Origin of the sequence: Myxococcus eversor, from assembly GCF_010894455.1 — a bacterium.
Lineage (GTDB): Bacteria > Myxococcota > Myxococcia > Myxococcales > Myxococcaceae > Myxococcus > Myxococcus eversor.
In genome coordinates this window covers 30,762-57,557 of record NZ_JAAIXY010000012.1, presented here as the reverse complement: position 1 = coordinate 57,557, position 26,796 = coordinate 30,762, and the positions used below count along the sequence as shown (strand labels likewise).

The window sequence follows — 26,796 nt, the reverse complement described above, 5'->3', positions numbered from 1 at the left end:
GGGCAGACGGTGGCACGCGACTTCCACTGGGAGTCCTCCGCCCCCATTCCCATGACAGGGGCCTTTCCAACACCGAGGAGCCACCCATGGCCGCACCGTCCCGCATTCTCGTTCCCATCGACCTGAGCGAGGGCTCTCGCGCGGTCATCGACTACGCCCTGAACCTGGCGCGCCCCTTCAACGCCACCGTGGAGGTGGTGCACGCCTGGGAGCCCCCGCAGTACGTCGCGCCGGACCTGTTGGTGGCCGCGCCCGGCTGGAACGCCCTCTCCCTGGAGCAGGTCGCGCTGGACACGGCCAGCAAGGAGCTGGCGACCCTGCTCAAGCAGATGGAGACGGACCCGGTGCCCATCAAGCACCGGGTGCTGGTGGGCGAGGCGGCCTCCACCATCCTGGAGCTCGCGGAGAAGGAGGGGCACGACCTCATCATCATGGGCACCCACGGTCGCCGGGGGATTTCCCGCGTCCTCCTGGGCAGCGTGGCGCAGAAGATTGTCGCCCGCGCGCACTGCCCGGTGCTGACGCTGCACGTCCCGACCGACACGAAGTAGCCGCGGGCCCAAGGCCCCTAGCGTCCGAGCGCCGCCCGCGTGGCGGCCTCCCGCCGCCGTGCCGCGAGCACCGTGGGCGCGGCGAGCACCGACATCGCGACCATGACGAGCACGGCTCCGAGCAACTCGCGCGTCCCCACCCCGGGCAGCCCCAGCCACAGCGACAGCCCCAGCGTGGCCACCACGCCCGCGAGCACGCTGGAGGCGCGATTGACGGGCACGGAGAAGGCGTTCTCCCGCGAGTCCAGCAGGATGAGCCCGCCGAAGATGCCCGTGCCCTGGGACAAGAGGCCCACCAGCATCTCCTCCAGGAGCCGCCCCCGGGTGAACAGGCCGGTGAAGCCCTCGCGGATGTCCTGCGCCGCGACGGAGCCGCCCCAGAGCGCCACCCCGGCGAGCACCAGCACCAGGAAGGGCGTGGCCACCATCTGCTCCTCCACGAAGTAGCGGGTGGACAGCGACTTGTCCTCGGACTTGGCCAGCCGGCTCATGGCGCGCAGCCGGATGAAGTAGCTGAGCAGGTACACGCCCACGTCCACCATGGCCACCAGCGTCATCGTGGCTCGCGCATCCGTGCCCGACGCCACCACCACCGCCGACAGGCTCAGCCCCAGCGCCACCCACGAAGGCCAGCGCACCCGCCTGCGGCTGAGCACATCCACCACGGGCGCCAGCACCAACACGCCGCCGCGCATCAGCAACATCATGAAGACGATGGAGGTGCCCTCCAGCGTGTACGCCAGCGTCGTGGTGCCGATGATGGCCGCCGAGCACATCCCGGACAGGAAGGTCCACGGCCCCGGCGAGGGCACCCGCAGGCCCAGGACTTCCCGGTGCCCCGCGAAGCGCCACCAGCGCTTGAGCGTGAGGAAGACGAACATCCCCACCATCGACGTCGCCGCGCTCACCGGCAAGAGCGTGAAGCCGACGATGCCCTCCTCCATGCCCGGCAGGGAGCCGCTCGACAACGCCTTCGTCAGCGCGCTGTACGGGGCGTAGGCCGCGAAGTACCCGAACGCGTAGAGCCAGATGGAGAGGTCTTGGGAGTCGTCGTGCTGCGTCGAAGATGCGGCCAGGGCGGACCTCGGGACAGGGCCAGGGGTACACCGTACTGCAAGGCACAAGCCCTGGCCCGCGCCGCCTGGAGACACCACCCCATGCAATCGGTGCGAGCTCCCGTCCGTAGGCCTCTCAACTCGGATGCCTCAGGAGCCCGCCATGCGCGCACCACTGCTGCCTACCCTGGCCCTCGCCGCCACCCTCGCCTTCCCGGCCTTCGCGGGGGATGACTCCGCCAAGAAGGCCAACGGCATCAAGGTCGTCTGCGCCGCCAACGGCAAGGACGGCAGCCGCGCCGTGCAGGGCACGGACCTCGTCATCGAGGCCGGGGACAAGGTGACGGACGCGGTCGCCGTGGACGGCAACGTCATCATCCGCAAGGGCGCCAAGGTCGAAGACGCCGTCGCCATCCGGGGCCGGGTCATCGTCGAGTCCGGTGCCCGCGTGACGGGGGACGCCGTCTCCCTGGGCGGGGAGGTCCGCGTGCACAACGGCGCGCGCGTGGACGGCAGCGCCGTGGCCCTGGGCGGAAAGCTCACCGTGGACAAGGACGGCGCCATCGAAGGCGACCGAATCAGCCTGTCCTTCGAGATTGGCGGCAAGGACCTGCTGCGCGGCTTCATCGAGGACGCGCTGGAGGAAGAGACGGGCTGCCACATCATCGACGAGGACGACAACGACGACGACCACGGCGGCGGCCACAAGGACGACAAGGACGTCTGAGCGACGTCCCTCCCCAGCCCGCGCGAGGTGCTACGCGGCGCTGACCGGCTCCGGGGCGGAGTCCGGGTCCCGGGTCAACGGCTGGAGCGAGGCGCGCAGCGAGAGGATCTGCTCGCGCGCCAGCGTCTTGAGCTTCTCCAGGTCATCCATCGTCATGCCCTTGGTGGAGATGGGCGTGCCCACCGTCACCAGGCCGCGCGAGGTGGAGAAGCGCCACGAGTGCTTCGGCAACGCCTTGCGCGTCCCGCTCACCGCCAGCGGCAGCACGTCCGCCTGACGCTCGATGGCCAGCCGGAACGCGCCGTCCTTGAAGGGCAACAGCTCGTCCGTCTTCGAGCGCGTGCCCTCCGGGAAGATCATCACCGGCATCCCCTTCTCCATCCACTCCTTGCAGCGCGCCATGGCGCCCGTGGCGGACTCGCGGTCTCCCCGGTGCACGGGGATGTCGCCGGCGATGCTCATCATCCACCCGACGACGGGAATCTTGAAGAGGTTGGCCTTGCCCAGCCACTTCATCTCCCAGGGCAGATGGGAGATGAGGAACGGGTCCGCGTTGGACTCGTGGTTGCTCACCACCACCGTGTTGGGGGCCACGTGGTCCGGCACCGTGCCGTGCACGCGGAAGCGCCAGTACGGCGTCAGCTTCGCGGCGGTGACGCCCACCAGCCGGAAGCACCGGCCCGTGGCGTAGCGCGTCTTGTCGAACGGCAGCGTGAAGATGGCGATGACGAGCTGAACGAAGAAACCGACCAGCGCGACGATTCCAATCTCGACCCACGTCCAGATGGAGAGCAGTGCGTTCATGAGAGCCTCGAGAAATCGTCAGCAGACGGCGGAGTCCAGGTCCACGCTCACCGGGCAGTGGTCCGAACCCGACACTTCGGGGTGGATGGCGGCGCGCTTGACGTAGGCCATGGCGCCCGGCGACGCCAGGACGTAGTCGATGCGCCAGCCGATGTTCTTCTCCCGCACCCCGAAGCGCTGGCTCCACCACGAGTAGTGGCCGCCGCCCTTGTTGAAGTGCCGGAAGCTGTCGACCCAGCCCGCGCGGAGCCAGCGGTCCAGCTCCTCGCGCTCCTCCGGACGGAAGCCGCTCGTCTCGCGGTTCTCCCGGGGACGCGCCAGGTCGATGTCTTGATGCGCCGTATTGAAGTCGCCCACCACCAGCACGCGCCCGCCGTCGCGAAGCGGCTTCTCCAGCTCCGTGAAGAGGCGCCGGTAGAAGGCCAGCTTGAAGGGGATGCGGCTCAAGTCCCGGTCCTTCCCGTTGCCGTTGGGGAAGTACACGTTGGCCACGGTGAGCTTGCCGAAGCGGGCGAGCTGGAGCCGGCCCTCCACGTCCATCTCCGGGACGCCCAGGCGGGTCTCCACCGCGTCCGGCTCGTCTCGGGAGAACAGGCCCACGCCGCTGTAGCCGGGGCGCTCCGCGGACGAGAAGTGCGTCTTCCACCGGGGCGGAGTGCGGACCTCGTTGGGGAGCTGCTCGGGGCGCGCGCGCACCTCCTGCAGCGCCACCACCTGCGCCCTCGCGCCCGACAACCACGGCAGGAAGCCCTTGCCGTGGGCCGAACGCAGCCCATTCACGTTCCATGAGACGACTCGCACGGACACGCTTATGGCCCGGCCGGGCCGGGTTTTCCAGCCCCTACCGGTTCACAGACCGGTAGGGGCCGGGGGTTGCCGTCAACTACTCCGTGGCGCTGGAGGAGTTCTGGGGCTGACGCGTCGTCCTGAGGATGAAGTCGGACGCGTTGTCCTGCGAGTCATACCCGTTGCCAGCCGTCGCGTCCGAGCCACCCTGCATGGTCGCCGCCGTGGAGGAGATGGACGCCTTGCGCTCGTAGCTCCCCGCCGCCGCCGGGATGGTCGGGAAGGCAGTGCCTTCGGGGGCATTGCCGGTGCCGTAGCCAAGGGCATCCACCGTGTTCGGGTCATTCAGCCCAGTGTTCAGCGCCGGAGGGCCGATGCGCACGTTGCCGCCGCCATTGGCGCTGGCCTGCATGGAGAAGACCGTGCCCCAGCTCGCATCCCCGCTCACGGAGCCCGAGTAGAGCTGGTGTACCACGAGGTAGAAACCGCGAGGCTGGATGGTTGCGCCCGCCGGCAGCGAGACGGACTGGTAGATGGTGCCTGTCGCGCTCTTGTACTGGACCTTCCAGCCGGACAGGTCCACCGCGGTGGCGGTGGGGTTGAACAGCTCGATGAACTCGTCGCTCGCGTTGCTCGGGCCCTGCGGAGCCACCTCGCTGATGACGACGTGGTTGGCGCCCGTGGGCGCGGCCGTCACGCGAAGCTGCGCCGACGCCGACCAGCCGCCCAGCGTGGCAACGACCAGGCCCTCGCCGCTGACGTTGGCCGCGACCAGGTCGAACTTGGCGGACAGCGTGTTGGCCAGCACCGTCACCTGGGCCGGAACCGCTCCCAGGTTCGCGGGCTGAACCGACACCGACACCACCGTGTCCACCGCCGGAGGCACATCCAGCGTCACCGTGAAGGCGAACGAGGAGCCACCCGCCACCACGGCGATTTCAGGAGAGAGCTGCTCCAGCGCCGCCGGCTGATCCGCGGCCAGCACCTTCACCTGGGCATCACGCGTCACACCGCCCAGGCTGGCCGTCAACGTGACCTTCTGCACACCCGGGTCCTGCGACGCGTCGGCGCTCAGGATGACCATCGCGGAGCGCTCGCCCGCGGGAATCACCACCTGCCCACCGTCCACGGAGACGGCGGGGCTGGACGACGACACCGTCACCACCGTGTCCTGGAGCGCCGGGCCGCTGAGCGTCACCGTCAGCGGCTCGGGGAACGTCGGCCCGCTGAAGCCCGAGCGAACGAAACCGCCCGTGGGAGACAGCGAGGACAGCGTCGCCTCGGCCGCGCCCGCGGGCACCAGGTCCGCGGCGGAGCGCGGCTCGATCTTCGAGTGGTCGTTGCGCAGCTCCAGCACGCCGGTGATGGAGAAGAACTGGGCCCCCAGCGCCGGCAGCGGGAACGCGTACAGGTAGTCGTTGATGCGCAGCGAGCCGTTCACCTCGAACTCACCGGTGGGCGCGGTGTCGCCGCCGCCCACGGGAGGCGCGATGCTCGTCACGTTCACCTGCGACACGCGCACCAGCACGCCTTCCAGCGGACCGGCGCGCAGGCCACCCGTGGCGATCTCCAGGGGCGTCACCACCTGAGGCGTCGGCAGCGTGCTGCCCTGGCTGACGACCGCCGTCGTGGGCGTGGAGATCTGCAGCTGCCCGAAGTAGTTGGCCACCGTGCCGCTCACATTCACGCGCACGCCCGCCACCACGTCGCTCGGCGGCGCGGTACGGGTGAAGACGAAGACACCGGAGTAGTCCGCGCCCTGGTAGCCCTGGTCCAACGGGTTGACCTGGACGAAGTAGCCCGTCGTCCCCACGCCGGTGACGGTGACGTTGGAGAAGCCCACGCGCTGGCCCAGCCACGCGGAGCCTCCGCCCGGAGCCGGCGTCTTCACCTCGTAGATGGACAGCGGGCACGCGGCGTCGCCCGGGTTGGGCGCGGGGCAGATGTCACAGACATCGCCACGACCGTCGCCATCCGCGTCGGCCTGGTCGGGGTTGGGCACGCTGGGGCAGTTGTCCACGGCGTTGATGACGCCGTCGGCGTCCGAGTCGTTCGGGTTGGGCCGGGCGCACAGCGTGGTGTTCGCGTTGAGCGGGCACACGTCGCACGCATCACCCACGCCGTCGCCGTCCTCGTCCCGCTGGATGCCCTGGTCCATCGGGCGCACCGGGTTGAAGACAGACGGGCAGTTGTCCTGCGCGTCGGCGATTCCGTCGCCGTCCACGTCGGTGCCGGTGGGGTCACCCGAGTAGGCGGTGGAGCCCGTCACGGAGGCCGGGAAGCGCGAGTCCGTGGAGGCACGGCGGGGCTCGCACACCGGCTCGTTCGCCGGCGTGGTGCAGGAGAACAGCGGGTACGCGCTGTTGTTGCGCGAGGACAGCGTGGACAGCGAAATGCCGAGCTCCGACTGGAGGCACACCGAGCGCGGCGCGCCGCAGACGTCCAGCGTGTCGCAGCCCGTGCCGCCCAGGGCGGAGACCACCGCCGACTCGCCAAAGAGCGCCTTGCCGCCGCGCATCGTCAGCACCACGTCCGCCGGCTCCGCCATGATGACGGCGCGGTACGGCGAATCCAGGTGGCCGTTGAGCCGGAAGATGGCCACGTCCGCCACCTTGCCCGGCGCCAGCGCGCCCGTGTTCGTGGCCTGGAACGCGTGGGCCGCGTTGCCCGTCACCATCGCCCACGTCTCAGCGTCGGTCAGCGTGTTGTTGAAGTAGTCGGTGTCCAGCGCGTCCGCGCAGCGCAGCTCGCGCAGGATGTTCATGGAGCCGGAGCGCAGCCAGTCGGTGCCCAGCGCGATGTTCACGCCCAGGGACTTGTAGAGCGGCACGGCGGCGGTATCGCCATACAGGCCGACGTTGGAACGCGGCGACCAGACGAGGCTGGTGCCCTTGCCCGAAATCATGGAGATGTCGGAGGCGCGCAGCCCGATGCCATGGATGATGGCCGTGCGCGGGCCGAGGATGTCCTGACCACCGGCCTGCTGACCGGAGAGGCAGAGGAACTCGTTGCGCGCGGTAGCCTCGATTCCCTCGGCGATGTGCGGCAGGTAGGCCGAGGCGGCCGGGATGGCCGCCGGCGTGTCGATTCCCGCGTAGCCGCAGCCGCTCGCCAGCTCGCGACCGTTGCTGTCGCTCAGGGGGAACGTCTCGTAGTTCGCGCCCGAGCCCGCCCCCAGGCCTTCCTGGTTGCTGGCCGTTTCGGACACGTTGGGCGCGTCCAGGTTGCGCAACAGGCCCTTGGCTCCACCCGAGCCGGCGACGGACGTGGTGCCCGCCATGACCTGGCGCAGCTCGCCCCAGCGGATCCCATCCGCGCCCGTCGACCCACCGGAGGAGACGAGCGTGTGGCCGTTGTTGCCCACGCGCCAGTCGTGACGGTGCTCGTAGCGCTCCTCCACCGACGCGCCCGTCGCCACGTAGGGCGCGGCCTGGAACGTGATGTGGTCATGCGAGTTGATGAGACCTGGCGACACCACCGACTGAGGACACGTCACGCGAGTGGCCGTGGACGCGCCCGGCGTCTGGGAGCAATCACAGCTCACGCACTGGATGGTGCCCGCGGAGTCCACCAGCATCTGCCCACCCTGGTAGATCTTGTCCGGCGCCAGGATGATGCCCGTGAACAGCTTCGCCGCGCCGCCCGACTCCACCGTGCAGGCGCCCGTCGGAGGAGGCGGCAGGTTCGCCGCGGGGCACATCACCACGGTCTCACCCGTGCCAGCGTCCGTGCCGGCATCGCTTCCAGTGCCCGCGTCCGGCTCGCCAGAACCGGCGTCCGTGGTGCCCGCGTCCGTCTCACCCGGACCCGCGTCCGTGGTGCCCGCATCCGTCTCACCAGGACCCGCGTCCGTGGTGCCCGCATCCGCCTCACCAGGACCGGCGTCCGTGGTGCCCGCGTCCGTCTCACCAGGGCCCGCGTCCGTGGTGCCCGCATCCGTCTCACCAGGACCCGCGTCCGTGGTGCCCGCGTCCGTCTCACCAGGACCCGCGTCCGTGGTGCCCGCGTCCGCCTCACCAGGGCCCGCGTCCGTGGTGCCAGCATCCGTCTCGACAGGGCCGCCATCCGTCTCCACGGGGCCAGCGTCGGTCTCGACAGGACCGCCATCCGTCTCGACAGGACCGCCATCCGTCTCCACCGGGCCAGCGTCCGGATCCACGGGGCCGGCATCCGGTACGCCCGAATCCGGCACGCCCGCGTCAGGCGTCAACTGGCAGGTGTTCTCACATCCATCCCCGTTCGTCCTGTTGCCGTCGTCACAGCGCTCGCCGCTCTCGACGGTGCCGTTTCCACAGACGGGATTGTTGGGGACGGGGTCGTCATCACCGCAAGCGGAGACGACCAGGAGTAGCGCCGCGAGCGGCGCCAGCAGTTGGCGAAAGGACCAGGACATGAAGGGGACGCTCCGGAGTGGCAGACCTGCGGGGTCCTGAATCCTACAACCGGCGCCCATCTTTCAATCGGCAAAATTTCAACAGCAGCGTAGCAATTTGCAAGACCCGGGGTATTTCCCACCCCAGGAAAACTCAGGAAATTCCCGTGCTTCCGTTGAACTCCAGCTTGACGCTCTCCTCCGGGTTCCTTTGAAAACTCTCAGACAACCTCACGCAGTGTGAGGGAAGTGTCGCGAGTACGGACGCTTACGCGGAGTGTTTACTTCCGGTCGCAGGCCCCCATAGTGAGACATCAGGACCACGGACCGTATGTCTGTGTTTCATTAGAGAGATCTCAGAAACACGCAAAGCATTCCTGACGGACTAATCATGGAATCGCCTCCACTGGAGGCGACGCAGGGGGACGTGTGTCTTCAACCCAGAAACGACAACACCCGGGGGGGAAATCCCTCCCCGGAGGCCGGGTCGCGCCCACGCTCGGGCGGTCCGTCCTGACCGCCACGCTGCTCTTCAGCCTCGCCTGCCAAACCGAGGGCACCGACGCCTCCGCGCAGGCCGCGCCAGCCAACCAGCCCATGGCGCCCGCGCAGGAGAAGGCGGTGGGCTCCTCTCCACAGGCCGTCGCCGAGCCTCCTTGCGGACGGACCCTCTTCGCGGAAGTGGTCGCGATGGATCAGGTCTACACCTACAACCGGCTGGGCTCCTTCAATCCCACGGGCATGATCTACGCCTTGATGGATGACGTGGAGCCCATCAGCGTGAGCAAGCCCGCGGGCCCCGGCAACGTGCGGTTGAAGACGAACAAACGCCCCCGCCCGCTCACCCTGCGCGCCAACGTGGGGGACTGCCTTCAGGTGAAGTTCCACAACTGGCTGGCCCCCACCCGCTCGGCGATTCCCAGCCCGAACGAGTCCCAACCCGGCCCGAGCAGGGCGGGCGGCTCCTCCACGCTGAGCTTCCTGCGCAAGGTCCTGCCCCTCTGGGTGTGGACGATCACGTATGACCCCGTCCAATCGCTCATCAAGCGCGAGGCGGTGGGCGGCCGGTGGTTCTGGCTCGGCGAGGACAAGGAGGCGGAGAACGACCACCGCGACAACTCCCCCGCCACCCGCCACGCTTCCATCCACATCCAGGGCCTGCAGTACCGGAACATCTTCTCGGACGGCGCCAACGTCGGCAACAACCCCAGCAGCCTCGTGCCCTCCGGCGGCTCGTTCGACTACGTGTGGTACGCCGACCACGAGGGCGTCTTCTTCTTCCACAGCATGGGGGCCTCGTTCGGCGGCGAGGGCGACGGCGGCTCCACCGCGCAGGGCCTCTTCGGCGCCGTCAACGTCGAGCCCCCTGGCAGCACCTGGTATCGCTCCAAGGTGAGCGAGGGCGTGCTCAAGGCCGTCACCACCGGCACCAACCCGGACGGCACGCCCCTCATCCAGTACAACGCGGTGGATGGCTCCGGCCGTCCCCACCTGGCCATCCTGGACTCCAACCGGAAGATCCGCCACGGCGACCTGGAGGCCATCATCACCGGGTACACGAGCACGTCGGTGGGCACCCTGACGTCCGTCGACCAGGGCCACTTCCGCGAGCTCACCGCCATCTACCACGATGAAATCAAGGCAGTTCAGGCCTTCGACGAGCTGGAGTGGAACCCGACGTTCCACAGCGTCCGCGACGGCTTCGGGGTGAACTACGGCGTGGCGGGCCTGGGCGCGGAGCTCATCGCCAACCGCGCGAAGATCGGCCCCACCAAGGACTGCGTCACCTGCGAGTACGAGGAGTTCTTCCTCGAGTCCTGGGCCAACGGCGACCCGGCGATGAACGTGGAGAAGGACTCCTCGGGCAAGGCCGTGGCGGCGCTCTATCCGGACGACCCGACCAACGTGCACCACAGCTACCTGGGCGACCCGGTGCGCATCCGCAACATCCACGCGGGCCCCGCGGAGACCCACGTCTTCCACCTCCACGCCCACCAGTGGAAGTACTCCCCCGCCGCCCAGGACTCCAACTACCTGGACTCGCAGACCGTGAGCCCCGGCTCGGCCTTCACCTACGACATCAACTTCGGTGGCTCCGGCAACCGCAACCTCACCGTGGGCGACTCCATCCACCACTGCCACCTGTACCCCCACTTCGCGCAAGGCATGTGGGCGCTGTGGCGCGTGCATGACGTGTTCGAGGCCGGCACCAAGGACCGCGTGCTGCCCGACGCGGAGATCAAGAACGGCACCCCCAACCCGGCCGTCATCCCCATCCCCAGCCGGGCCATGCCGCCCATGCCCACGTACGTCGCCACCACCGTGAGCACGCCCTCGGGCCTGAGGACGCGGCCCGCGTTCCCCGGCTATCCCTTCTACATCCCGGGCATGCCCGGCCGCCGCACGCCCCAGGCCCCGCTGGACCTGGAGTTCGACGGCGGCCTGCCGCGCCACATCGTCACCAACGCGGTGGGCCCGGTGGCCTACGGCAACTCGGGACGCTTCGACGTGGACCCGACGGCGCTCAACATCAAGCTGCTGCCCCAGGCCGGCACTCCGACGGAGCAGGCCGCCATGGCCTTCCACTCCGGCGACTTCCCCAGCTCCGCCGGCGTCACCGCGCCGACCATCGTCCCGCTCCACAATGACCCCACCTTCGCGGAGACGCTGAAGTACTACCCCGCCTACACCCCGTTGGGTGGCATCGGGAAGTTCCTCGTCAACGGCCGGCAGCCCGTGGCCGGCGCGCCCTTCGCGGACCCGTGTCCGGCGCGCACGACGAAGCGCAACTACCGCGCGACCTATCTGCAGATCGCCATGCAGCGGGTGAACCGCGCGGGCTGGCATGACCCGCAGGCGCGCCTGATGGTGCTCAACGAGGACGTGGCGGCCACCCAGGACGGCAAGCGGCCTCCGGAGCCCTTCTTCTTCCGCGCCGAGTCGGGCGAGTGCATCAACTTCTACGCCACCAACCTCATCCCCGCGCACCTGGAGCCGGATGACTTCCAGATCTACACGCCGACGGACGTCATCGGTCAGCACATCCACCTGGTGAAGTTCGACGTGACGGCGGCGGACGGCGCCGGCAACGGTTGGAACTACGAGGACGGCACGCTGTCCGCGGACACGGTGGCGCACCGCATCCACCTGGCCAACGCGGCGGGCGGCGCCTTCGCCGCGGATGGCAACGTGACTGAGACAGGCACGCGCGTGTACCTCACCGCTCCCGCCTCCCATCCCCGTATCCCCCGCGCGCCGGGCACCGCGCAGACCTCCGTGCAGCGCTGGTGGGCAGACCCGCTGATCAGCCCCTCGGGCAAGGAGCACCCGCTGGAGACCGTGTTCACCCACGACCACTTCGGCCCGTCGTCACATCAGCAGCACGGCTTCTACGGCGCGCTCATCGTCGAGCCGAAGGGCTCCAAGTGGAGGGATCCCCGCACGGGCATCTACTACGGCTCGCGCGTGGCGGACGGTGGCCCGACGAGCTGGAGCGCGGACATCATCACCCCGAACCCGGCCAACAGCTTCCGCGAGTTCGCCATCGCCTTCGCGGACTACGTGCCCCTCTACGACGAGTGCGGCAAGCCGGTGAACCCGCCCAACTACAAGGAGACGAGTCTGCCGTGGGCGGTGGACTTCTGGGCCACGCCCATGCCGGAGGCCATCAGCGCCGCGGACCCGGGCGGGATGACCATCAACTACCACAACGAGCCCATCCCCCACCGCATCTCCTCCCGCATCAGCTGCAGTGATCGCGTGCAGCGCAGCGGGGCGCGCGGAGACATGGCCAACGTCTTCCGCTCGGACATCCATGGCGACCCGTACACGCCGGTGATGTACGGCAACCCGGGCGACAACGTCCGCATCCGCCTCATCCAGGGCTCGCAGGAGGAGCAGCACTCCTTCACCCTGCACGGCAACAAGTGGCTCAAGGAGTTGTACGAGCCGGACAGCGGCTACTACAACGCGCAGGCCATCGGCATCTCCGAGAAGTTCGAGTTCAACCTGACCGGCGGCCTGCCGCAGATCGTCGGCCCGTACGAGACGGCGGACTACATGTACATGAGCGCTTCCACGGGCGATTTGTGGAACGGCATGTGGGGCATCCTCCGGACGACGAAGAACCGGCTGCGAGGCACCCGCACCCTGGCGGACGTGGCCATGCTCGCCGCGGACGAGAACCCGAAGCTCCAGACGGTCGCCCGGGGCGCCGCGAACGGAGAGGCGCAGGCCTACCCGCCGCTCAACATCCTGGACCTGCCCCCGGAGGCCGGCCTCCAGGTGCTGGACCCGGACAAGGAACGCGACTCCGTGCAGGACTCCTACGAGGTGGACGAGACGGGCAAACCGGTGAAGCTACGCACCGTCGAGCACGTCATGGCCGACCGCGAGGGGATGATCCGCATCGACAAGGACATGGTGCTCAAATACGAGGAGCTCCAGTGGTTCGGCACCAAGCCCGTCAAGACGGACTCGTGTCCGAAGGGCGCGCCGGTCCGCATCTACCGGGTCTCCGCCATCGACGCGAAGAACCACATCTTCGGCAAGCGGGTCGTCTACAACGACCGGTACAAAATCTACGACCCGGATGCCATCATCTTCGCGCAGGACACGCACCTGGCCGCGCTGAAGTCCGGCGCGCGCAAGCCGGAGCCGCTCATCCTCAGGGCCCGCGCGGGTGAGTGCGTCCAGGTCATCCTGACCAACCGGCTGCCCTCCAGCACGCTGCCGAAGACGAACATCTGGGCGCACCACTCGGCCATCACCCCGCGCTTCAACGTCAACCAGGTGCGGATGTCGAACCACGTGTCGCTGCATCCGCAGCTCGTCAACTACGACGTCAACGTGGACGACGGCGCCAACGTGGGCCTCAACGCGGTGCAGACGGTTCCGCCCGGCGGCGCGCGCACGTACCGGTGGTTCGCCGGTGAGTTCAAGAGCTCGCCGCTCGGCACGCCGTTCCCCTTGAGCCGCAGGACGTCCATGGAGTTCGGCATCGTCAACCTGCGCAACATGGCGGACGTGGTCAACCACGGCATGCACGGCGCCATCGGCGCGCTCATCATCGAGCCCACCGACGCCTCCTGGTCGACCGACCCGGGCACCGAGGCTCAGGCGTACGTCTCGTACACCAAGGCCGACGGCAAGCCGGAGACGTTCCGCGAGTTCGTCGCCCTCTTCCAGGACGACCTGGGCCTGCACAGCGATGACTCCACCTTCTGGGACACGGATGGCCTGTCGAGCTACACGGCGCTGCGCAACACGTCGGGCATCGACGACTCGCAGGACACGGGCCAGAAGGGTTTCAACTACCGCACCGAGCCCTTGTGGGCCCGGCTGGGACTGCCTCCGCAGACGAGTCCGGACATCATCAACGACCGCGACCTGAGGGACATCCTCAGCTCCTCGGTGCACGGGGACCCGGCCACGCCGGTGTTCCTGGCGAAGGTGGGCGACCCGCTGCGCTGGCGGTTCGGCCATCCCTCCGGCCACTCGCGCCAGCACGCCATCTCCATGCATGGCGCGGAGTGGCGCCGCAACCCGTGGGCCGCGGGCACCCAGTCGCGCGTCATGGGCCCCAATGCCACCTCGCCCATCATCTCCACCCAGGGTGGCGCGTCGGTGATGCAGTCGTACACGATGATTCCCGAGTACGGAGCCGGTGGCGCCTCCAGCATCAAGGGCGACTACATGTACCGAGACCACGCCAGCTTCCTGTGGAGCGGCGGCGGCCTGTGGGGCGTGTACCGGGTGCAGTAGCGGTTGCGTGGCACCAGGGCGACGCGGCTCGGACCGGGCCGCGTCGCCCCCTCTTCTCCAGTCCCTGGATGTGTCCCACCATGCGCAAGAGCCTTGCCGTCATCACCGCGGGCGTGTTGTCCCTGGGAGCCCTCGCCACCGTTGGGTGGAAGCTCCTTCCGCGCGAAGAGCCGGTCCTCCCTGAACCCGCCGCGCCCCCCCTCCCCGTCGCGGCCCCCGTCTCCGCCGAACGCGAGGGTGTCTCCGTGCGCTTCGACCTGGCGCTGAGCGCGCGACCGCGAGAGGCGACCAAGGGCGCGCCGCTCCAGGGCACCGCGCGCTTCGTCCTGTCGGACGCGAAGTCCGGAGCGCCGCTCCAGGACCGGCGCGTGCTGGGATGGATGGCCCTGCGCGAGCCCGACGCCGCGCCCCTGGACGACGCGGCCTGCAAGCAGCGCGTGAAGACGTACCTGGGGGGCCTGCTGTCGGCGCGCGCGGAGGTGGACCTGAATGCCTACTGGTTCATCACGCTGAACCATGACCAGACGCTGTCGGTCATCAACCCGCAGATCTCCTTCGACCGCACCAAGCTGCACAGCCTGGTCTCCGTGGGTGGCGAGGTGGCGGACTGGGCCTTGCTGAAGGACCGCTCCGCGCTCTACGTGACGGTGCCCTCCGGCAACTCCGTGTCCGTGGTGGACCTGCAGCGCTTCCTCACGACGCGAACGGTGCGAGTGGGCAAGAGCCCCGGCCGCATCGTCGTGGCCCCGGACGGGCGCACCGCGTGGGTGAGCAACGACGGCGATGGCACGGTGAGCGTCATCGACACCGCCGCGCATGCCGAAGAGGGGACGCTCGAGGTGGGCGCGGGTCGCCACGAGGTGACCTTCTCCGACGAGGGCCGCACCGTCTGGATCACCAGCACGGAGGCCGACGTGCTCACCGCCGTGGACGTGGCCTCGCGCGAGGTGCTGGGCACCGTGAAGGTGGGCGTGGGCGCGGGCGATGTCGCCTGGAGTCCGGTGGCTCGCGCCGTCTTCGTGGCCCAGCCCCGCTCGAACGAAGTGCTGGTGGTGGACCCGGCGAGCCGCGAGGTGTCGCGGCGCATTGCCGTCAAGCCGGGACTGGGCGCGCTGCGGTTCGACCGGACCGGGCGCTGGGCCTTCCTGCTGCATCCCGAAGCGGGCGCGGTGGACATCATCGACGTGGCCCGGAGCCAGGTGGCCCACTCGCTGACGGGGTTCTCGGCGCCGGACTCGGTCGTCTTCACCGACGCGTTCGCCTACGTGCGCAACACCTCCAGCGGGCGCGTGTCGCTGGTGGAGCTGCGCACGCTGGAGGGCGCCGGCACGCCGTCGGTGGTGAACGTCACCATGGGCCAGCGCGCGCCGGAGGAGTCGCGAGGGCTGGGCCGCTCGGACCCCATCGCCGCGCTGCCCGAGGGCAACGGCGTCATCGTCGCCGGAACCGCGGACCGCGCTTTGTTCCTCTACCAGGAGGGAATGATGGCTCCGCGCGGGACGCACTTGAACTACGGCCGCGAGCCTCGGGCCGTGCTGGTGCTGGACCGCTCGCTGCGCGAAGTGGAGGCGGGCACCTACTCCGCCACCACCACGGTTCGGGAGAACGGCACGTATGACGTGGCGTTCCTGCTCGACAACCCGCGCGCCATCGTCTGCATGGAGTGGAAGGTGGGCGGGGTTCCGGAGGACGCGGGGTTCGCGAAGAAGCTCCCGTTGAAGCTGACGGCCGGGTTCGACGCCACGCGCATCCTCACCGCCGGCACCACGACGCCCCTGCGTTTCAAGCTGGAGTCCACGCAGGGCCCCGGGAGTCCTCCCGTGAGCGCCGAGGAGATTCGCGTCCTCTTGTTCAAGACGCCGGGCACCTGGCAGGTGCGCACCGAGCCCCGTCGCATCGCCGAGGGCGAGTTCGAGGTGGACTTCACCCCGCCGTCGCCGGGCCAGTACAAGTTCGTGGTGGGCGTCGAGAGCCGTGGCATCGACCTGGGCCGCCTGCCGCACTTCACCTTCGGCGTCGATGCGGCTCCGGCCCCGGCGACCGCTTCCGCCTCCGAGGTCCACCGATGAAGCCCCGACTGTCGTCGCTCTCGATGCTCGTCGTCCTCGCGCTGGGGCTCATGGGAGGGCTGCCGGTGTCGGCGCAGGAGGTCGCCGTGCCCACGCCCAAGCCCAGGGCCGCGACGTCGTTGGACGTGGAGGTCCCCGACGTGGAGCTGGTGGACCAGACGGGCCGCGCGGTGAAGCTGTGGACGGACCTGGTCCAGGGTCGGACGGTGGCCATCAACTTCATCTTCACGCGCTGCAAGACCATCTGCTCGCCGATGACGGCGACCGTGGCGCGCGTGCAGAAGGAGCTGGGGCCCCAGAGCAACGTGCGCTTCATCTCGATTACATTGGACGTGGCCAACGACACGCCCGAGCGCATGGCGAAGTTCGCCGAGCCCTTCAAGCCCGGCCCGGGCTGGTCCTTCCTCACGGGGGAGCCGGCGAAGGTGAAGCAGGCCCTGGTGGCGCTCGGAGGGTACGTGCCGGACAAGGAGGCGCACCGCCCCACCGTGCTCGTGGGCAACGCGGTGGCGGGCACGTGGACGCGCGTGGACGGGCTGGGCAGTCCCAGCGCCCTGCTCGCCGCGATTCGCGAGGCCCAGGCGGCTTCCGCGGGGCCCTCGGCGCTGGGGGCGACGGCGCAGGCGGATGCCCATGCCCAGGACGCCTCGGCCGAGAAGTACTTCACCAACACGGAGCTGGTGGACCAGCACGGCAAGACGCACCGGTTCTACGAGGACCTGGTGCGTGGGCGGAAGGTGCTCATCAACTTCGCGTTCACCGCGTGCAAGGGCGCGTGCTCGCCGATTACGAAGCACCTGGCGCGGGTGCAGGAGAAGCTCGGCGGTCGCGTGGGCAAGGACATCACGATGATCACCCTCTCGGTGGACCCGGCCAACGACACGCCCAAGAGCCTGGGCACCTTCACGAAGAAGATGGGTGTGCGGCCCGGCTGGTACTTCCTCACGGGCGCGCGTGAGAACATCACCCTCGTGCTCAAGAAGCTGGGGGGCTACGTCGATGACCCGGATGCGCACAACACCACGCTGCTCATCGGCGATTCGGCCTCGGGGATGTGGGTGAAGTCCCCGGCGATGGCCCAGGTGGACAACATCGTCTACGCCGTCGAGCACCTGAACGACCCGAGGTAGCGGCATGCCGAAGAAGCACGACGGAGCCCGCGCTGTCGGCGGCTCGCGAGGAGCGAGCGTCGTGTCGCGTGGCGCTCCGTGGGTCCTGATGGTCCTGGCGTCGCTGTGGCTCGGCTGCAAGCAGGCGGAGTCGACGCCTGCTCCGGTGGACCCGCTGACGGCGAAGCGGGGGCGGAGCCTCTTCCAACGCGGCCAGAGTGTTCGGGGCAGGCCCCTCATGGGATTCCTCGCGCCCGAGCGGGTGGAGCTGAGCGGCGAGGTGTCCGCGTGTGCGCGCTGTCACGGTCCTTCGGGTCGTGGGAGTCGCGAGGGCGGCGTGGACGTGCCCGACATCACGCCCGGGGCGCTTGGACACTCGCGCGCTCGGGCGGTGGGGGCGCTGGAGGACCGCGCGCGTCCGGCGTACACGCGGGCCATGTTGTTGCGAGCCATCACCGAGGGCATCTCCGCCAGCGGTCGTGAGCTGGGCGTGGCGATGCCCCGGTATGCGCTGGACGAGGTGGAGCGGGAGGAGCTGCTCGCATTCCTGGGGCAGCTTGGCGAACACCCGGACCCGGGCGTCTCCCCTGCTTCGCTCACGGTGGGCGCGGCGTTGCCCGTCACGGGAAGACGGGGCCCGCTGGGACAGGAAGCCGCGGCCGTGGTGCGCGCGGTGTTCGCGGATGTGAATGCCGGTGGCGGCATCTTCCGCAGGAAGCTGGAGCTGCTCGTCGAAGACGATGCCGCGCTCCACGAATCCCGGAGTACGACTTCTCCGGCTGCGGACGCCACCACGGGGAAGCAGCATGAGTCGGCGCTGGATACCGCCCGAGGCCCGCCGCATCTCGTCCCGGATGCCACCACGCGACTGCTGGACCGAGGCGTGCTCGCGCTGGTGGCCAGCATGCGACGGGGTCCGCTGCCCTCCGACGCGAGACTCACCGAGGAAGGTGCGCCCCTCGTTCTCCCCCTCGCCTTGAACGGTGGCACCTCCGACGAGGACAGCCCCGTGTTCTTCCTCTATCCGGATGAGCCCGCGCTCGCGCGGCTCGCGGTGCAGTCCCTCGCCACCACGCGCGAGTCCGAGCTGCGACGAAAGCCGCTGGTCGTCGTCCACACGGGCGGCGATGAGGGTCAGGCCTGGGCGCAAGCCGTGCGCGCGGAGACGACGCGCCGGGAGCTTCGCGCCCCCGTGGAGCTGCCCCTTTCAGACGGGCCGCTCCCAGTGGAGCACTGGGCCTCCGCGCCACCACCCGCCGTGCTCTACGCGGGAACACCCGAGGGTCTCGACACCTTGCTGCGTGCCCTGGAGGCCCATGCCCCCACGGTGAGAGTCCTCGCGCCAGCAAGCCTCGCCATCCCCGAAGTGGTGGGCGCATCCACGGGGCGCATCCACTTCCTCTACCCCGCCGGACTCGGAGAGCGAGCCCCCGAGCTCAAGGACTTCGCCGCGTTCATGAAGCGCCATGGCCTGGCTCCGGGACACACCTCGTTTCAGTTCGGCGCCTACGCCGCCGCGCGAGTCCTCGTGGAGGCCCTCACCCGCGCGGGCGCGGAAGTCACCCGCGCCAGCCTGACGCAGCAACTGGAGACCCTGCGCGACTTCGACACGGGCGTCTCGCCTCCCGTCACCTTCGGCGTCAATCGCCGCGTGGGCGTGCAAGGGGGACAGCTCGCGGCGTTGGACCCCGCGACGAATCAACTCGTCCCGGTGTCGGACTGGATACCCCTGACACCCTAGCGGTTGTATGCGAGCGTCGGGTGCATGGCCCTGCCCCAGACCCGCTTCATCGAGACCACCCTGCGCTCGCCGCTGATGCAGTTGCCCGTTCGGACCGTGGTCTTCGAACTGGAGAAGGGGCGCGTGCTGCTATCACCCGCCTCGGTGCTCACCGCCGAGCAACTCCAGGAAGCCGGCCCCGTCACCGACATCGTCGCCCCGAGCCTGATGCACACCGCGGGAATGAAGGCCGCCGCGAAGGCCCATCCGACGGCGCGACTGTGGGGTCCCATCGGTGTGCGGAAGAAGATTCCCGAGCTGACGTGGCACGGCCAGCTCGATGTAGAACCCTGGCCCTTCGAGCGTGAGCTCTCACTGCATCCCCTCCAGGGACTGCCGAAGATGCGTGAGAGCGCGTTCCTGCACACCGCCTCGAAAGCGCTCTACCTGACTGACATGGTCTTCAACATCCCGGAGCCCAAGGGCCTCGCCGCGTGGCTGTTCTTCAGGACGTTCGGCACCTACCGCCGCTTCGCAGTGAGCAAACTGTTCCTCCGCTACGTCAAGGACTGGCCCGCGTTCGAGGACTCCATCGCGAAGCTCACCGCGCTCGACTTCCAGCACGTGATTCCCTCGCACGGAGACGCGGTGCTGAACGAGGGCAAGCCCAGGCTCCTCGCCGCGCTTCGCGAACGCCAACTGCCCGCCTGACGACTCACGACACGGCTCGCATCGCCACCGGAATCTCGATGACCACCTCCGCGCCCGCGGCCCTCGGCTCCGACGCGACATAGGCACGGCCACCGTGTTGCTCCGCCACCTCCCGCACGATGGCCAGCCCCAGGCCCGTGCCTGACGTGTGCACGTCACCGAGCACGCGGTGGAAGGGCTCGAACACGACTTCGCGCTCGGCCGGGGGAATGCCCGGCCCCAGGTCCGCCACGCGCACCTGGTAGCGCCCTCCCTCCCGCACCAGCCGCACGTGAATCTCGCCCCCCTCCGGAGAGAACTTCAGGGCGTTGGACAGCAGGTTGTCCACGGCCTGTCGCAATCCACCGGCGTCGAAGCTCGCTTCAGCCAGGCCGGGCGCATCCACCCGAATCATCTGGCCCCTGCGCTCCGCCTCCGCGCGCGCCCCCTCCACCGCCTGCGAGAGGAGCTGGGACAGGTCTCCGCGCTTGCGGTCCCACCCTCCTCGTCCCGCCACCGCGAGGTCCAGGAGGTTGCCCGCGAGCACCGCCAGCCGGTCCACCTCCCGCCGCGAGTCGAGCATGCTGGCGCGCAGCTCCTCCGGCGTCCGCTCCCGGCGCAGCGCCAGGTCCATGCTGGTGCGCATCAGGGTCAGCGGAGTGCGCAGCTCGTGCGCCGCGCCAGCGATGAGCCGCTCCTGCGTCTCACGCGCGCCCCGCAGCCGCTCCGTCGCCTCCGCCAGCACCGCTCGAAGCTGGCCAATCTCATCGCGCTCCCGGTCCTCCACGGGCGCGCGGGAGAAATCTCCCTCCCGCAACTGGCCCAGGTGGCGGGTGATATCCGCCAGCCTTCGCGCCAGCTTTCGCGCCAGCGCGGTCTGCACCGCCAGCAAGGCCAGCCCCAGCACCGCGGCCAGCGAGAGCGCCATCCGGTAGTACGTCCCCACGGAGCCATCCACCTGCCCCAGCGACGCGGACAGGCGCAACGCATAGCGCTCCCCGTGGGGAGAGCGGACATTCACCCGCACCTCGCGCCACCGCTCGCCATTCAGGTCCACCTGCGTCAGGAGCCGAGGCTCGCCTCCGGGCTCTCCCGGCACGAGGCGCTCCTTCCCCGCATCCACCCCCGCGGGCCCCTGCGGATAACGCACCACCAGCGCGCCATCCGGTCCATACAGGTAGCCATGGGGCGCGAAGGGCCGCACCTGCTCCAGGAGCGGCGACACCGCCATGTGCAGGTGGACCTTCTGCCCGGGCCCGTCGAACAGGCTCACGCTCTCGATGGCCGCCTGGGCCAACAACGCGCGGTCCAACGAGCGCTCCAGGTCATAGCGGAAGAGCTGCCCCGCCAGTCCCAGCGCGGTGAGCATCGCCAGCACGGGGAGGAGCGCGCCCAGGACCCAGAGGCGCCGCGCGAGCATCACGACGGTTCATCCGGGACCACCGTCAGCTTGTAGCCCACGCCGCGCACGGAGCGGATGGAGACGTCGGAAACCTGAAGGCGCTCCAGCTTCGCGCGCAGGTAGCCCACGTACACATCCAGCACGTTGCCGTGGCCCTCGAAGTCCGGGCCCCAGGCCTGGGCCATCAACCGGGCCCTCACCTGCGCCTCGCCCGGATGCTTCGCCAGCGCGGAGAAGAGCGCGAACTCGCGCGGCGTCAGCGGCTCCTCGCGGCCTCCCTTGCAGAGCACCCGTCGGCGCGGGTCCATCACCACGCAGCCCAGTCGCACGGCGCCATCCTCCGACTCGCCCCGCCGCGCCAGCGCCTCCAGTCGAGCCAGCAGCTCCTCGAAGTCGAAGGGCTTCACCAGGTAGTCGTCCGCGCCCGAGCGCAGCCCCGTCACCTTCTCCGGCGTGGTGCCCCGCGCGGTGAGCATCAACACCGGCGTGCGCACCCCCACGCTCCGCCAGTGCTTGAGCAGCGTGACGCCGTCCACTTCCGGCAGCGCCCAGTCCAGGATGATGACGTCGAAGCCCTCCTGGGCTCCCATTTCCAACGCCTCACCGCCCCGGGTGCAGACCTCGACGGAGTGGCCCTCCTCCGTCAATCCCTGTCGGAGCAGGGCCACCATCTTCACTTCGTCTTCGACGAGCAATAACCGCATGTGAAGCCCCCTGCGCGCAGCTTTCCACGCTCCGCGGGGGCGTTTCCAGCGACATTCCCGAGACAAACGGCTCAGGTCGGAGCGGAGGGCCCCGCCTCGTGAGACATTGGCGATGATTCAGACCGCATCCCGTGGTTGAGGAGAAAGGCTCTCACGGCGTCGGAGATCTCCGTCCCCGCCTCCAGCAGGCCGGCGTGGCCCGCGTCATCCACCTGCATCCAGTGGGCATGCGGCAGGCGGTCGCGCATGCGGATCATCTCCCGCAGGGGCACCAGGGTATCGTCGCGCGCGGCGATGATGAGCGTGGGCACCGTCACGGAAGGCAGCACGTCCCACGCATGTCCCTTCGCCAGGCCACGCAGCGTGTACCAGTAGGCCTTGGGGCTCATGGTCCGCAGCGCGAGCAGGAACTCGTCGATGTCGTCCCGAGGCGCGCGCGCCCGCAGCGCTCCCGCCGCGCGGGCCATGGGATAGGCGATGCGGCTGCCCAGCACCGCGCGCACCACCGGGGCGACCAGCGGCACCGTGGGGGTCGCCATCCGGAAGGCCCCGCGCACGGTGGAGAGCACGGCGCGCGCGGCCAGTCCCGGGTCACCGGAGCCCGGAGCCCCCGGCGTGCCGGCGATGAGCGTCATCGCGGGCACCAGGTCCGGCCGTCGCCGGTACAGCTCCAGCAGGACGCGCACACCCATGGAGAAGGCCACCTGGTGTGGGGGCCGCCCATCGCCGCGCGCCATCACCTCTTCGGTGACGCGTTCCAGGTCGCCCACGTGCACGGAGACGTCGTAGTCGCCGCTACGTGACTCCTCGCTGCCGCCGTGCCCCCGGTAGTTCCAGTGCACCACCCGGTGGTCCTGCTCCAGGCTGGCGACGATGTGGCGCCAGAAGTTCTCCGAGGTGCCAATGCCATTGCTCAGCAACACCGTGGCGCGAGTCTTCAGCGCGTCGTCCGCGGCCTGCTCGAGCAGGTCACCGACGTGGGTGTGCCAGGCCACCCGGGTCCCATCCGGTGCGACGACATAGCGCGTGGCGCGACGATAGGGCATGCCCCTTCACCATGATGCGGGGAAGGCGGGCGCGCAAGCGGTCCTTCCCCGCGTCCGCGGTGCGGAACACCGTCCCGTGACATGCCCGTCCAGGGTATGAGGACGCCATGCTTCGTGAGGATGCGAGGGACGTCGACATCGCCAGGGCGCTCGCGCACTACGCCGAGCACGGCTATGCCCGGCTGGGCCAGGTCCTGGATGATTCCGGACTGGAGGCCCTGCGCGAGCGGGCGGACGACCTCATGCTCGGTCGGGTGGTGTACCCCGGCATGTTCTTCCAGCCAGATGCGACCACCGGACGCTACGAGGACGCCCCGCTGGGCCTGGGGTGGCAGGGCCCGTCGCTGGACTACCGCAAGCTGGAGAAGCTGGAGAAGGACCCGCGCTTCCTCGCGTGGATGGAGAATCCCCTGTTCGAGCGGCTCGTCCGCGCGCGCATCCCCGGCGACATCGTCCTCTACCGCGCCATCCTCTTCCACAAGGGCCAGGCCGGCGGCAGCAACCTGCCCTGGCACCAGGATGGAGGCCGGCTGTGGGGCCTCACCCGAGAGCCGGAGCTCCAGCTGTGGACGGCCCTGGACGATGCCCCCGAGGGCGGCGGCTGCCTGGAGGTGGTGCCCGGCACCCACAAGGCCGGACTGGTGACGGAGCTGGGTGGCGTCATTCCTCCGGACGCGGTGGCGGCCCAGGACGCGGAGCGCCGCGCCCTGCCCCTCCCCGCGCTCGCCGGAGAGGTCATCCTCATCCACAACCACCTGTGGCACCGCTCCGGACGCGGCCGACCCGGCCTGCGCCGCCGCGCCTTCTCCGCCTGTTACATGAGCGCGGACACCCGCTGTGTCCGCAAGAAGAAGGCGCCGCGCGTCTTCCCGCCCCTGTTCCGCGCTCCGTCGCCGTGACGGCACAGCTCACGGATGCAATGCGGGCCATGGCCGTCAATAAGCCTCCCGCCGCCGCGACTCGGCCTGCTGTCGCGCCCGCTTCTCCACCGCACGGAACGTGTCCTCCACCGCGTCCTTCTGGCCCATGCGCGCCAGGAAGCCAGGGATGGAGCCAGCCGGATCCACGGTGAAGCGATACACGGCATGGGACTTCTCCTCCCCCCGAGGCTCCACGTGCCAGCTTCCTTCATTGAGCCGGAGGCGCACCGTGCCGCGCCGCTGGGGAAGGGCGTCCGGTTCCGCCTGCCACCTCTGAGCGAACACGCCCGAGCCATCCTCGGCCACCTTGGATTCCAGCACCACGTTGCTGATGTAGTCCCGCGCGGACACCACCGGCAGGTCCAGTCTCGTGTAGGTGAGCTGCCCCTCGTCTGGCAACTCCTTCAACAGGCGGGACTCCTTCACGTACGGCATCCAGTGCCGATAGGCGTCCACATCTCGCAGCACGGCCTGCACGTCCGCGGCGCTCGCGGCCAGTTCGCCCTCCGCCCAGACGTCCTTGGCCTGCGTCCCCGGCCGAGGCCGGACCTTCACCACGTACGGCGTCTCCGCCACCGTGCTCCAACCCTCCGCCGCCTGGGAGGTCCCCGCGGCGAGCCCCAGCGCCCAGGCGGCAAGCGCCGCTCCACTCCACAGCCTCTTCATGCGTTCTTCCTGGGCGACTCGGGCCCGGTGCGTCGTCACGTCCGATTCCGACACACGAGCGCCCCAGCGAATTCGCGAAGGCACACCGAGCCAGGGGCCAGGGCGGCCACCGAGCCGCCAGCCCTGAACGCACAGGGCCGCTCCGCGAGCAGCCGCGATGCGCTGACAAATGCCCCCGGCCGTTACAACGCCTTTCATGGCGCATGAGCTTCCGCATCGCCGCGCAGCGGAACCCAGAACCCGGGCACCTTGACGCGCCCGAACCACACCACCCGAGGTTGCGAAGTCGCTGCTTCGCTCTCAGCCCACCAGGTGCAAGCGAGTCATTGGCGGCACCAGCTCCCGCGCGCGCTGACTCACGGGCAGGGACACGCGGAAGGTGCTGCCCCGGCCTGGCTCGCTCTCCACGGAGATGTCTCCGCCGAAGCCGGTGACGATGCCGTGGCAGATGGACAGCCCCAGGCCCGTGCCCACCCCCACGGGTTTGGTGGTGAAGAACGGGTCGAAGATGCGCGCGCGCACGTCCGGCGCCATGCCCACGCCGGTGTCCTGCACCTCGATGATGACCCGCTCTCCCTGCGGACGCAGGGTGACGCGCACCTCGTTGTGCTCCGGCTTCCCCTCGGGAATGGCGTGCGCGGCGTTGATGAGCAGGTTGAGGAACACCTGTCCGAAGCGGCCTTCGTTGCCCTCCACCGGAGGCACGTCGCGGTAGTCGCGGATGATCTGCGCGCGCATCTTCAGCTCGCCGCGCGCCATGGTGATGGCGGACTCCAGCACCGCCTGGATGTTGACGGCGGTGGCGATCTCGTCGTCCCCGCGAGAGAAGGTCCGCAAGTCCCTGACGATCTGCCGCACCCGGTGCGCGCCATCCATCGCCTCTCGCAGCACCTCCTCCATCTCCGACGTGCGCCCCGGCGGCAGCTCGCGCGCCACGGACTGCAGCTCCACGGACAGGAAGGACAGGTTGGAGAGCACGAAGGCGAGCGGGTTGTTGATTTCATGCGCCACGCCCGCCGCCAGCGTGCCCACCGCCGCCAGCCGGTCCGACACCACCAGCTGCGCCTGCATCGCCTTGCGGTCCGTCACGTCCAGCGACACCCCGCCCAACAGCCTTCGCCCCGAGTGCTCCTTCACGATGAAGCGATACGTGAGCCAGTGCCGCTCGGCTCCGTCCGGCGCGGGAATCATGCCCTCCGACGCGCGAGCCAGCCCCGACTCGAGCACCGCCCGGTCCTCCCGCCGCACGTGGTCCGCCGACTCCGGAGGCATCAGGTTCATGTCGTCCAGCCGGTCCAGGCTCGCGCTCTCGGACAGGCCGAAGAAGCGGCGGTATGGCTCGTTCACCCAGATGCGGCGGCCCTGCTCGTCCTTCATGTACGCCACCACGGGGCTGTGGTTCATGAAGGCGGCGAACAGCGCCTGCGACTCCTGGAGCGCGGCGAGCGCCGCGGCGCGCTCCTCCATCAAGGCATGCCGAGCCTCGGCCTCGGCCGCGTTGCCCATGGCCGCGCCCAACAGGCCCGCCATCAGCTCCAGCGTGCGCACGTCCCGGTCATCGAAGGCATTCGGGCGACGGGAGACCAGGTTGAGCGCGCCCACCGGCTGGGCCTCGCGCCACAGCGGTACGCACACCATGGAGCGTGCCCCCACCTGCCGCGTGGCGCGCACGTTGACGCGCACGTCGTCCTCGGTGTCGTCGGTGCGCATCACCTCGCCGCGCAGCAGGCTGGCGCCGGTGAGGCTCCCCTCCACCGGGAGACGGAAGCCCATGTGTGGCAACAGACACCCGGTGGCCACGGTGTACTGCGCGGACCCGTCCTCCAGCAGCGCCACCGCCGCGCCGTCCGCGCCACAGAGGACGCGTGCGCGCTCGCACAGCAGGCTCATCACCCCGGCCAGGTCCAACCCCGCCAGCGTGACGTCCCCCTGCGTCTGGATGATGGAGGACAGCCGCTCCATCTCCCCGCGCGCGGAGGCCTCGGAGGTCTGATGCTGCCTTCGCTTCGCCGAGCGCCGCTCCAACAGGTGCCTGCGCGCGCGGAGCTCCACCGGGGAGAAGGGCGCGACGAGGAACTCGTCCACGCCCGCCGCCAGCAGGGGCGCCAGGCCCTCGTCCGTCGCGGAGCGGGTCAGCCCCAGCACCAGCGGCTCCTCGGGCCTCGCGCGTGCTCGCAACGCATCCAGCCAGCGCGCATCCTCCGCGAGCCCCTCCGCCTCGACGATGAGCACGTCCACCCGGCCATGCACCAGCTCCGCGCCGGCCTCGGAGGCCTCGGCCCGGACGAGCACCTCCTGACCCTGGCGCCGAAGCTCCTCCGCCACGGGGTGTTGAAGGTCAGCGCTGATGCACAGGTACTTCATCCGTTCCTTCCCGCCGCGGCGAAGGTCCCTGGCCGTCTTTGGAATGTT

17 protein-coding genes are annotated in these 26,796 nt (G+C 69.7%); 8 read left to right on the top strand and 9 right to left on the bottom strand.

Going from position 1 to position 26,796, the window contains the following annotated elements; all coding sequences use genetic code 11:
• Positions 1-86 precede the first annotated feature (86 nt).
• Positions 87-551 (top strand): universal stress protein, encoded by a 465-nt coding sequence (locus G4D83_RS23915; RefSeq protein ID WP_163867128.1) that lies wholly within the window; start codon positions 87-89, stop codon positions 549-551.
• A 17-nt stretch (positions 552-568) separates the two neighbouring features.
• On the opposite strand, the gene G4D83_RS23910 is transcribed toward G4D83_RS23915, so the two are convergent.
• Positions 569-1,675: a hypothetical protein gene (locus tag G4D83_RS23910; protein ID WP_240356530.1), complete on the bottom strand. Its 1,107-nt coding sequence runs from the start codon at positions 1,673-1,675 to the stop codon at positions 569-571.
• A 94-nt stretch (positions 1,676-1,769) separates the two neighbouring features.
• Between G4D83_RS23910 and G4D83_RS23905 the strand changes: the two genes are divergently transcribed.
• A complete protein-coding gene (locus G4D83_RS23905; protein ID WP_163867127.1) occupies positions 1,770-2,333 on the top strand; it encodes a hypothetical protein in 564 nt (187 codons plus the stop codon).
• Positions 2,334-2,363: 30 nt separating this feature from the next.
• Here G4D83_RS23905 and G4D83_RS23900 read toward each other — a convergent pair whose 3' ends face one another.
• The 3 genes from G4D83_RS23900 to G4D83_RS46365 all read right to left on the bottom strand — a co-directional run bounded on the left by G4D83_RS23900 (position 2,364) and on the right by G4D83_RS46365 (position 8,316).
• On the bottom strand, positions 2,364-3,137 hold the full coding sequence (locus G4D83_RS23900; RefSeq protein WP_163867126.1) for a lysophospholipid acyltransferase family protein: 774 nt from the start codon (positions 3,135-3,137) through the stop codon (positions 2,364-2,366).
• 18 nt (positions 3,138-3,155) lie between these two features.
• Positions 3,156-3,938 carry an exodeoxyribonuclease III gene (locus tag G4D83_RS23895; protein ID WP_163867125.1) on the bottom strand — a complete coding sequence of 261 codons (783 nt, stop codon included), beginning with the start codon at positions 3,936-3,938 and terminating at the stop codon, positions 3,156-3,158.
• Between the two features lie 82 nt (positions 3,939-4,020).
• The gene (locus tag G4D83_RS46365; RefSeq protein WP_163867124.1) at positions 4,021-8,316 is read right to left on the bottom strand and encodes a lamin tail domain-containing protein; all 4,296 of its coding nucleotides are present in this window, start codon (positions 8,314-8,316) and stop codon (positions 4,021-4,023) included.
• Between the two features lie 408 nt (positions 8,317-8,724).
• Here G4D83_RS46365 and G4D83_RS23885 point away from each other — a divergent pair, with 408 nt between their 5' ends.
• The 5 genes from G4D83_RS23885 (at position 8,725) to G4D83_RS23865 (ending at position 19,667) form a co-directional block, all read left to right on the top strand.
• Positions 8,725-14,058: a multicopper oxidase domain-containing protein gene (locus G4D83_RS23885; protein ID WP_240356529.1), complete on the top strand. Its 5,334-nt coding sequence runs from the start codon at positions 8,725-8,727 to the stop codon at positions 14,056-14,058.
• A gap of 80 nt (positions 14,059-14,138) precedes the next feature.
• Positions 14,139-16,127, top strand: a complete 1,989-nt coding sequence (locus tag G4D83_RS23880; protein ID WP_163867123.1) for a YncE family protein — start codon at positions 14,139-14,141, stop codon at positions 16,125-16,127.
• Positions 16,124-17,257, top strand: a complete 1,134-nt coding sequence (locus tag G4D83_RS23875) for an SCO family protein (protein WP_163867122.1) — start codon at positions 16,124-16,126, stop codon at positions 17,255-17,257. The genes G4D83_RS23880 and G4D83_RS23875 overlap by 4 nt, the downstream gene beginning before the upstream one ends.
• 4 nt (positions 17,258-17,261) lie before the next feature.
• Entirely contained in the window at positions 17,262-18,977 is a 1,716-nt protein-coding gene (locus tag G4D83_RS23870) for an ABC transporter substrate-binding protein (protein ID WP_240356528.1), read from the top strand.
• Positions 18,978-19,001: 24 nt separating this feature from the next.
• Positions 19,002-19,667: a DUF4336 domain-containing protein gene (locus G4D83_RS23865; RefSeq protein WP_163867121.1), complete on the top strand. Its 666-nt coding sequence runs from the start codon at positions 19,002-19,004 to the stop codon at positions 19,665-19,667.
• A gap of 4 nt (positions 19,668-19,671) precedes the next feature.
• On the opposite strand, the gene G4D83_RS23860 is transcribed toward G4D83_RS23865, so the two are convergent.
• The 3 genes from G4D83_RS23860 to G4D83_RS23850 form a co-directional block, all read right to left on the bottom strand.
• A complete protein-coding gene (locus tag G4D83_RS23860; protein ID WP_338041941.1) occupies positions 19,672-21,066 on the bottom strand; it encodes a sensor histidine kinase in 1,395 nt (464 codons plus the stop codon).
• Complete coding sequence (locus G4D83_RS23855; protein WP_163867119.1) at positions 21,066-21,752, bottom strand: response regulator transcription factor; 687 nt, start codon at positions 21,750-21,752, stop codon at positions 21,066-21,068. Before G4D83_RS23855 ends, G4D83_RS23860 begins: the two co-directional genes overlap by 1 nt.
• A gap of 71 nt (positions 21,753-21,823) precedes the next feature.
• On the bottom strand, positions 21,824-22,798 hold the full coding sequence (locus G4D83_RS23850) for an alpha/beta fold hydrolase (protein WP_163867118.1): 975 nt from the start codon (positions 22,796-22,798) through the stop codon (positions 21,824-21,826).
• A 107-nt stretch (positions 22,799-22,905) separates the two neighbouring features.
• Here G4D83_RS23850 and G4D83_RS23845 point away from each other — a divergent pair, with 107 nt between their 5' ends.
• Positions 22,906-23,697, top strand: a complete 792-nt coding sequence (locus G4D83_RS23845) for a phytanoyl-CoA dioxygenase family protein (RefSeq protein ID WP_163867117.1) — start codon at positions 22,906-22,908, stop codon at positions 23,695-23,697.
• 36 nt (positions 23,698-23,733) lie between these two features.
• Here G4D83_RS23845 and G4D83_RS23840 read toward each other — a convergent pair whose 3' ends face one another.
• Together G4D83_RS23840 and G4D83_RS23835 are read right to left on the bottom strand one after the other, a co-directional pair.
• On the bottom strand, positions 23,734-24,384 hold the full coding sequence (locus G4D83_RS23840) for an START domain-containing protein (protein WP_240356527.1): 651 nt from the start codon (positions 24,382-24,384) through the stop codon (positions 23,734-23,736).
• Positions 24,385-24,684: 300 nt separating this feature from the next.
• Positions 24,685-26,748: an ATP-binding protein gene (locus tag G4D83_RS23835; RefSeq protein ID WP_163867116.1), complete on the bottom strand. Its 2,064-nt coding sequence runs from the start codon at positions 26,746-26,748 to the stop codon at positions 24,685-24,687.
• Positions 26,749-26,796 lie beyond the last annotated feature (48 nt).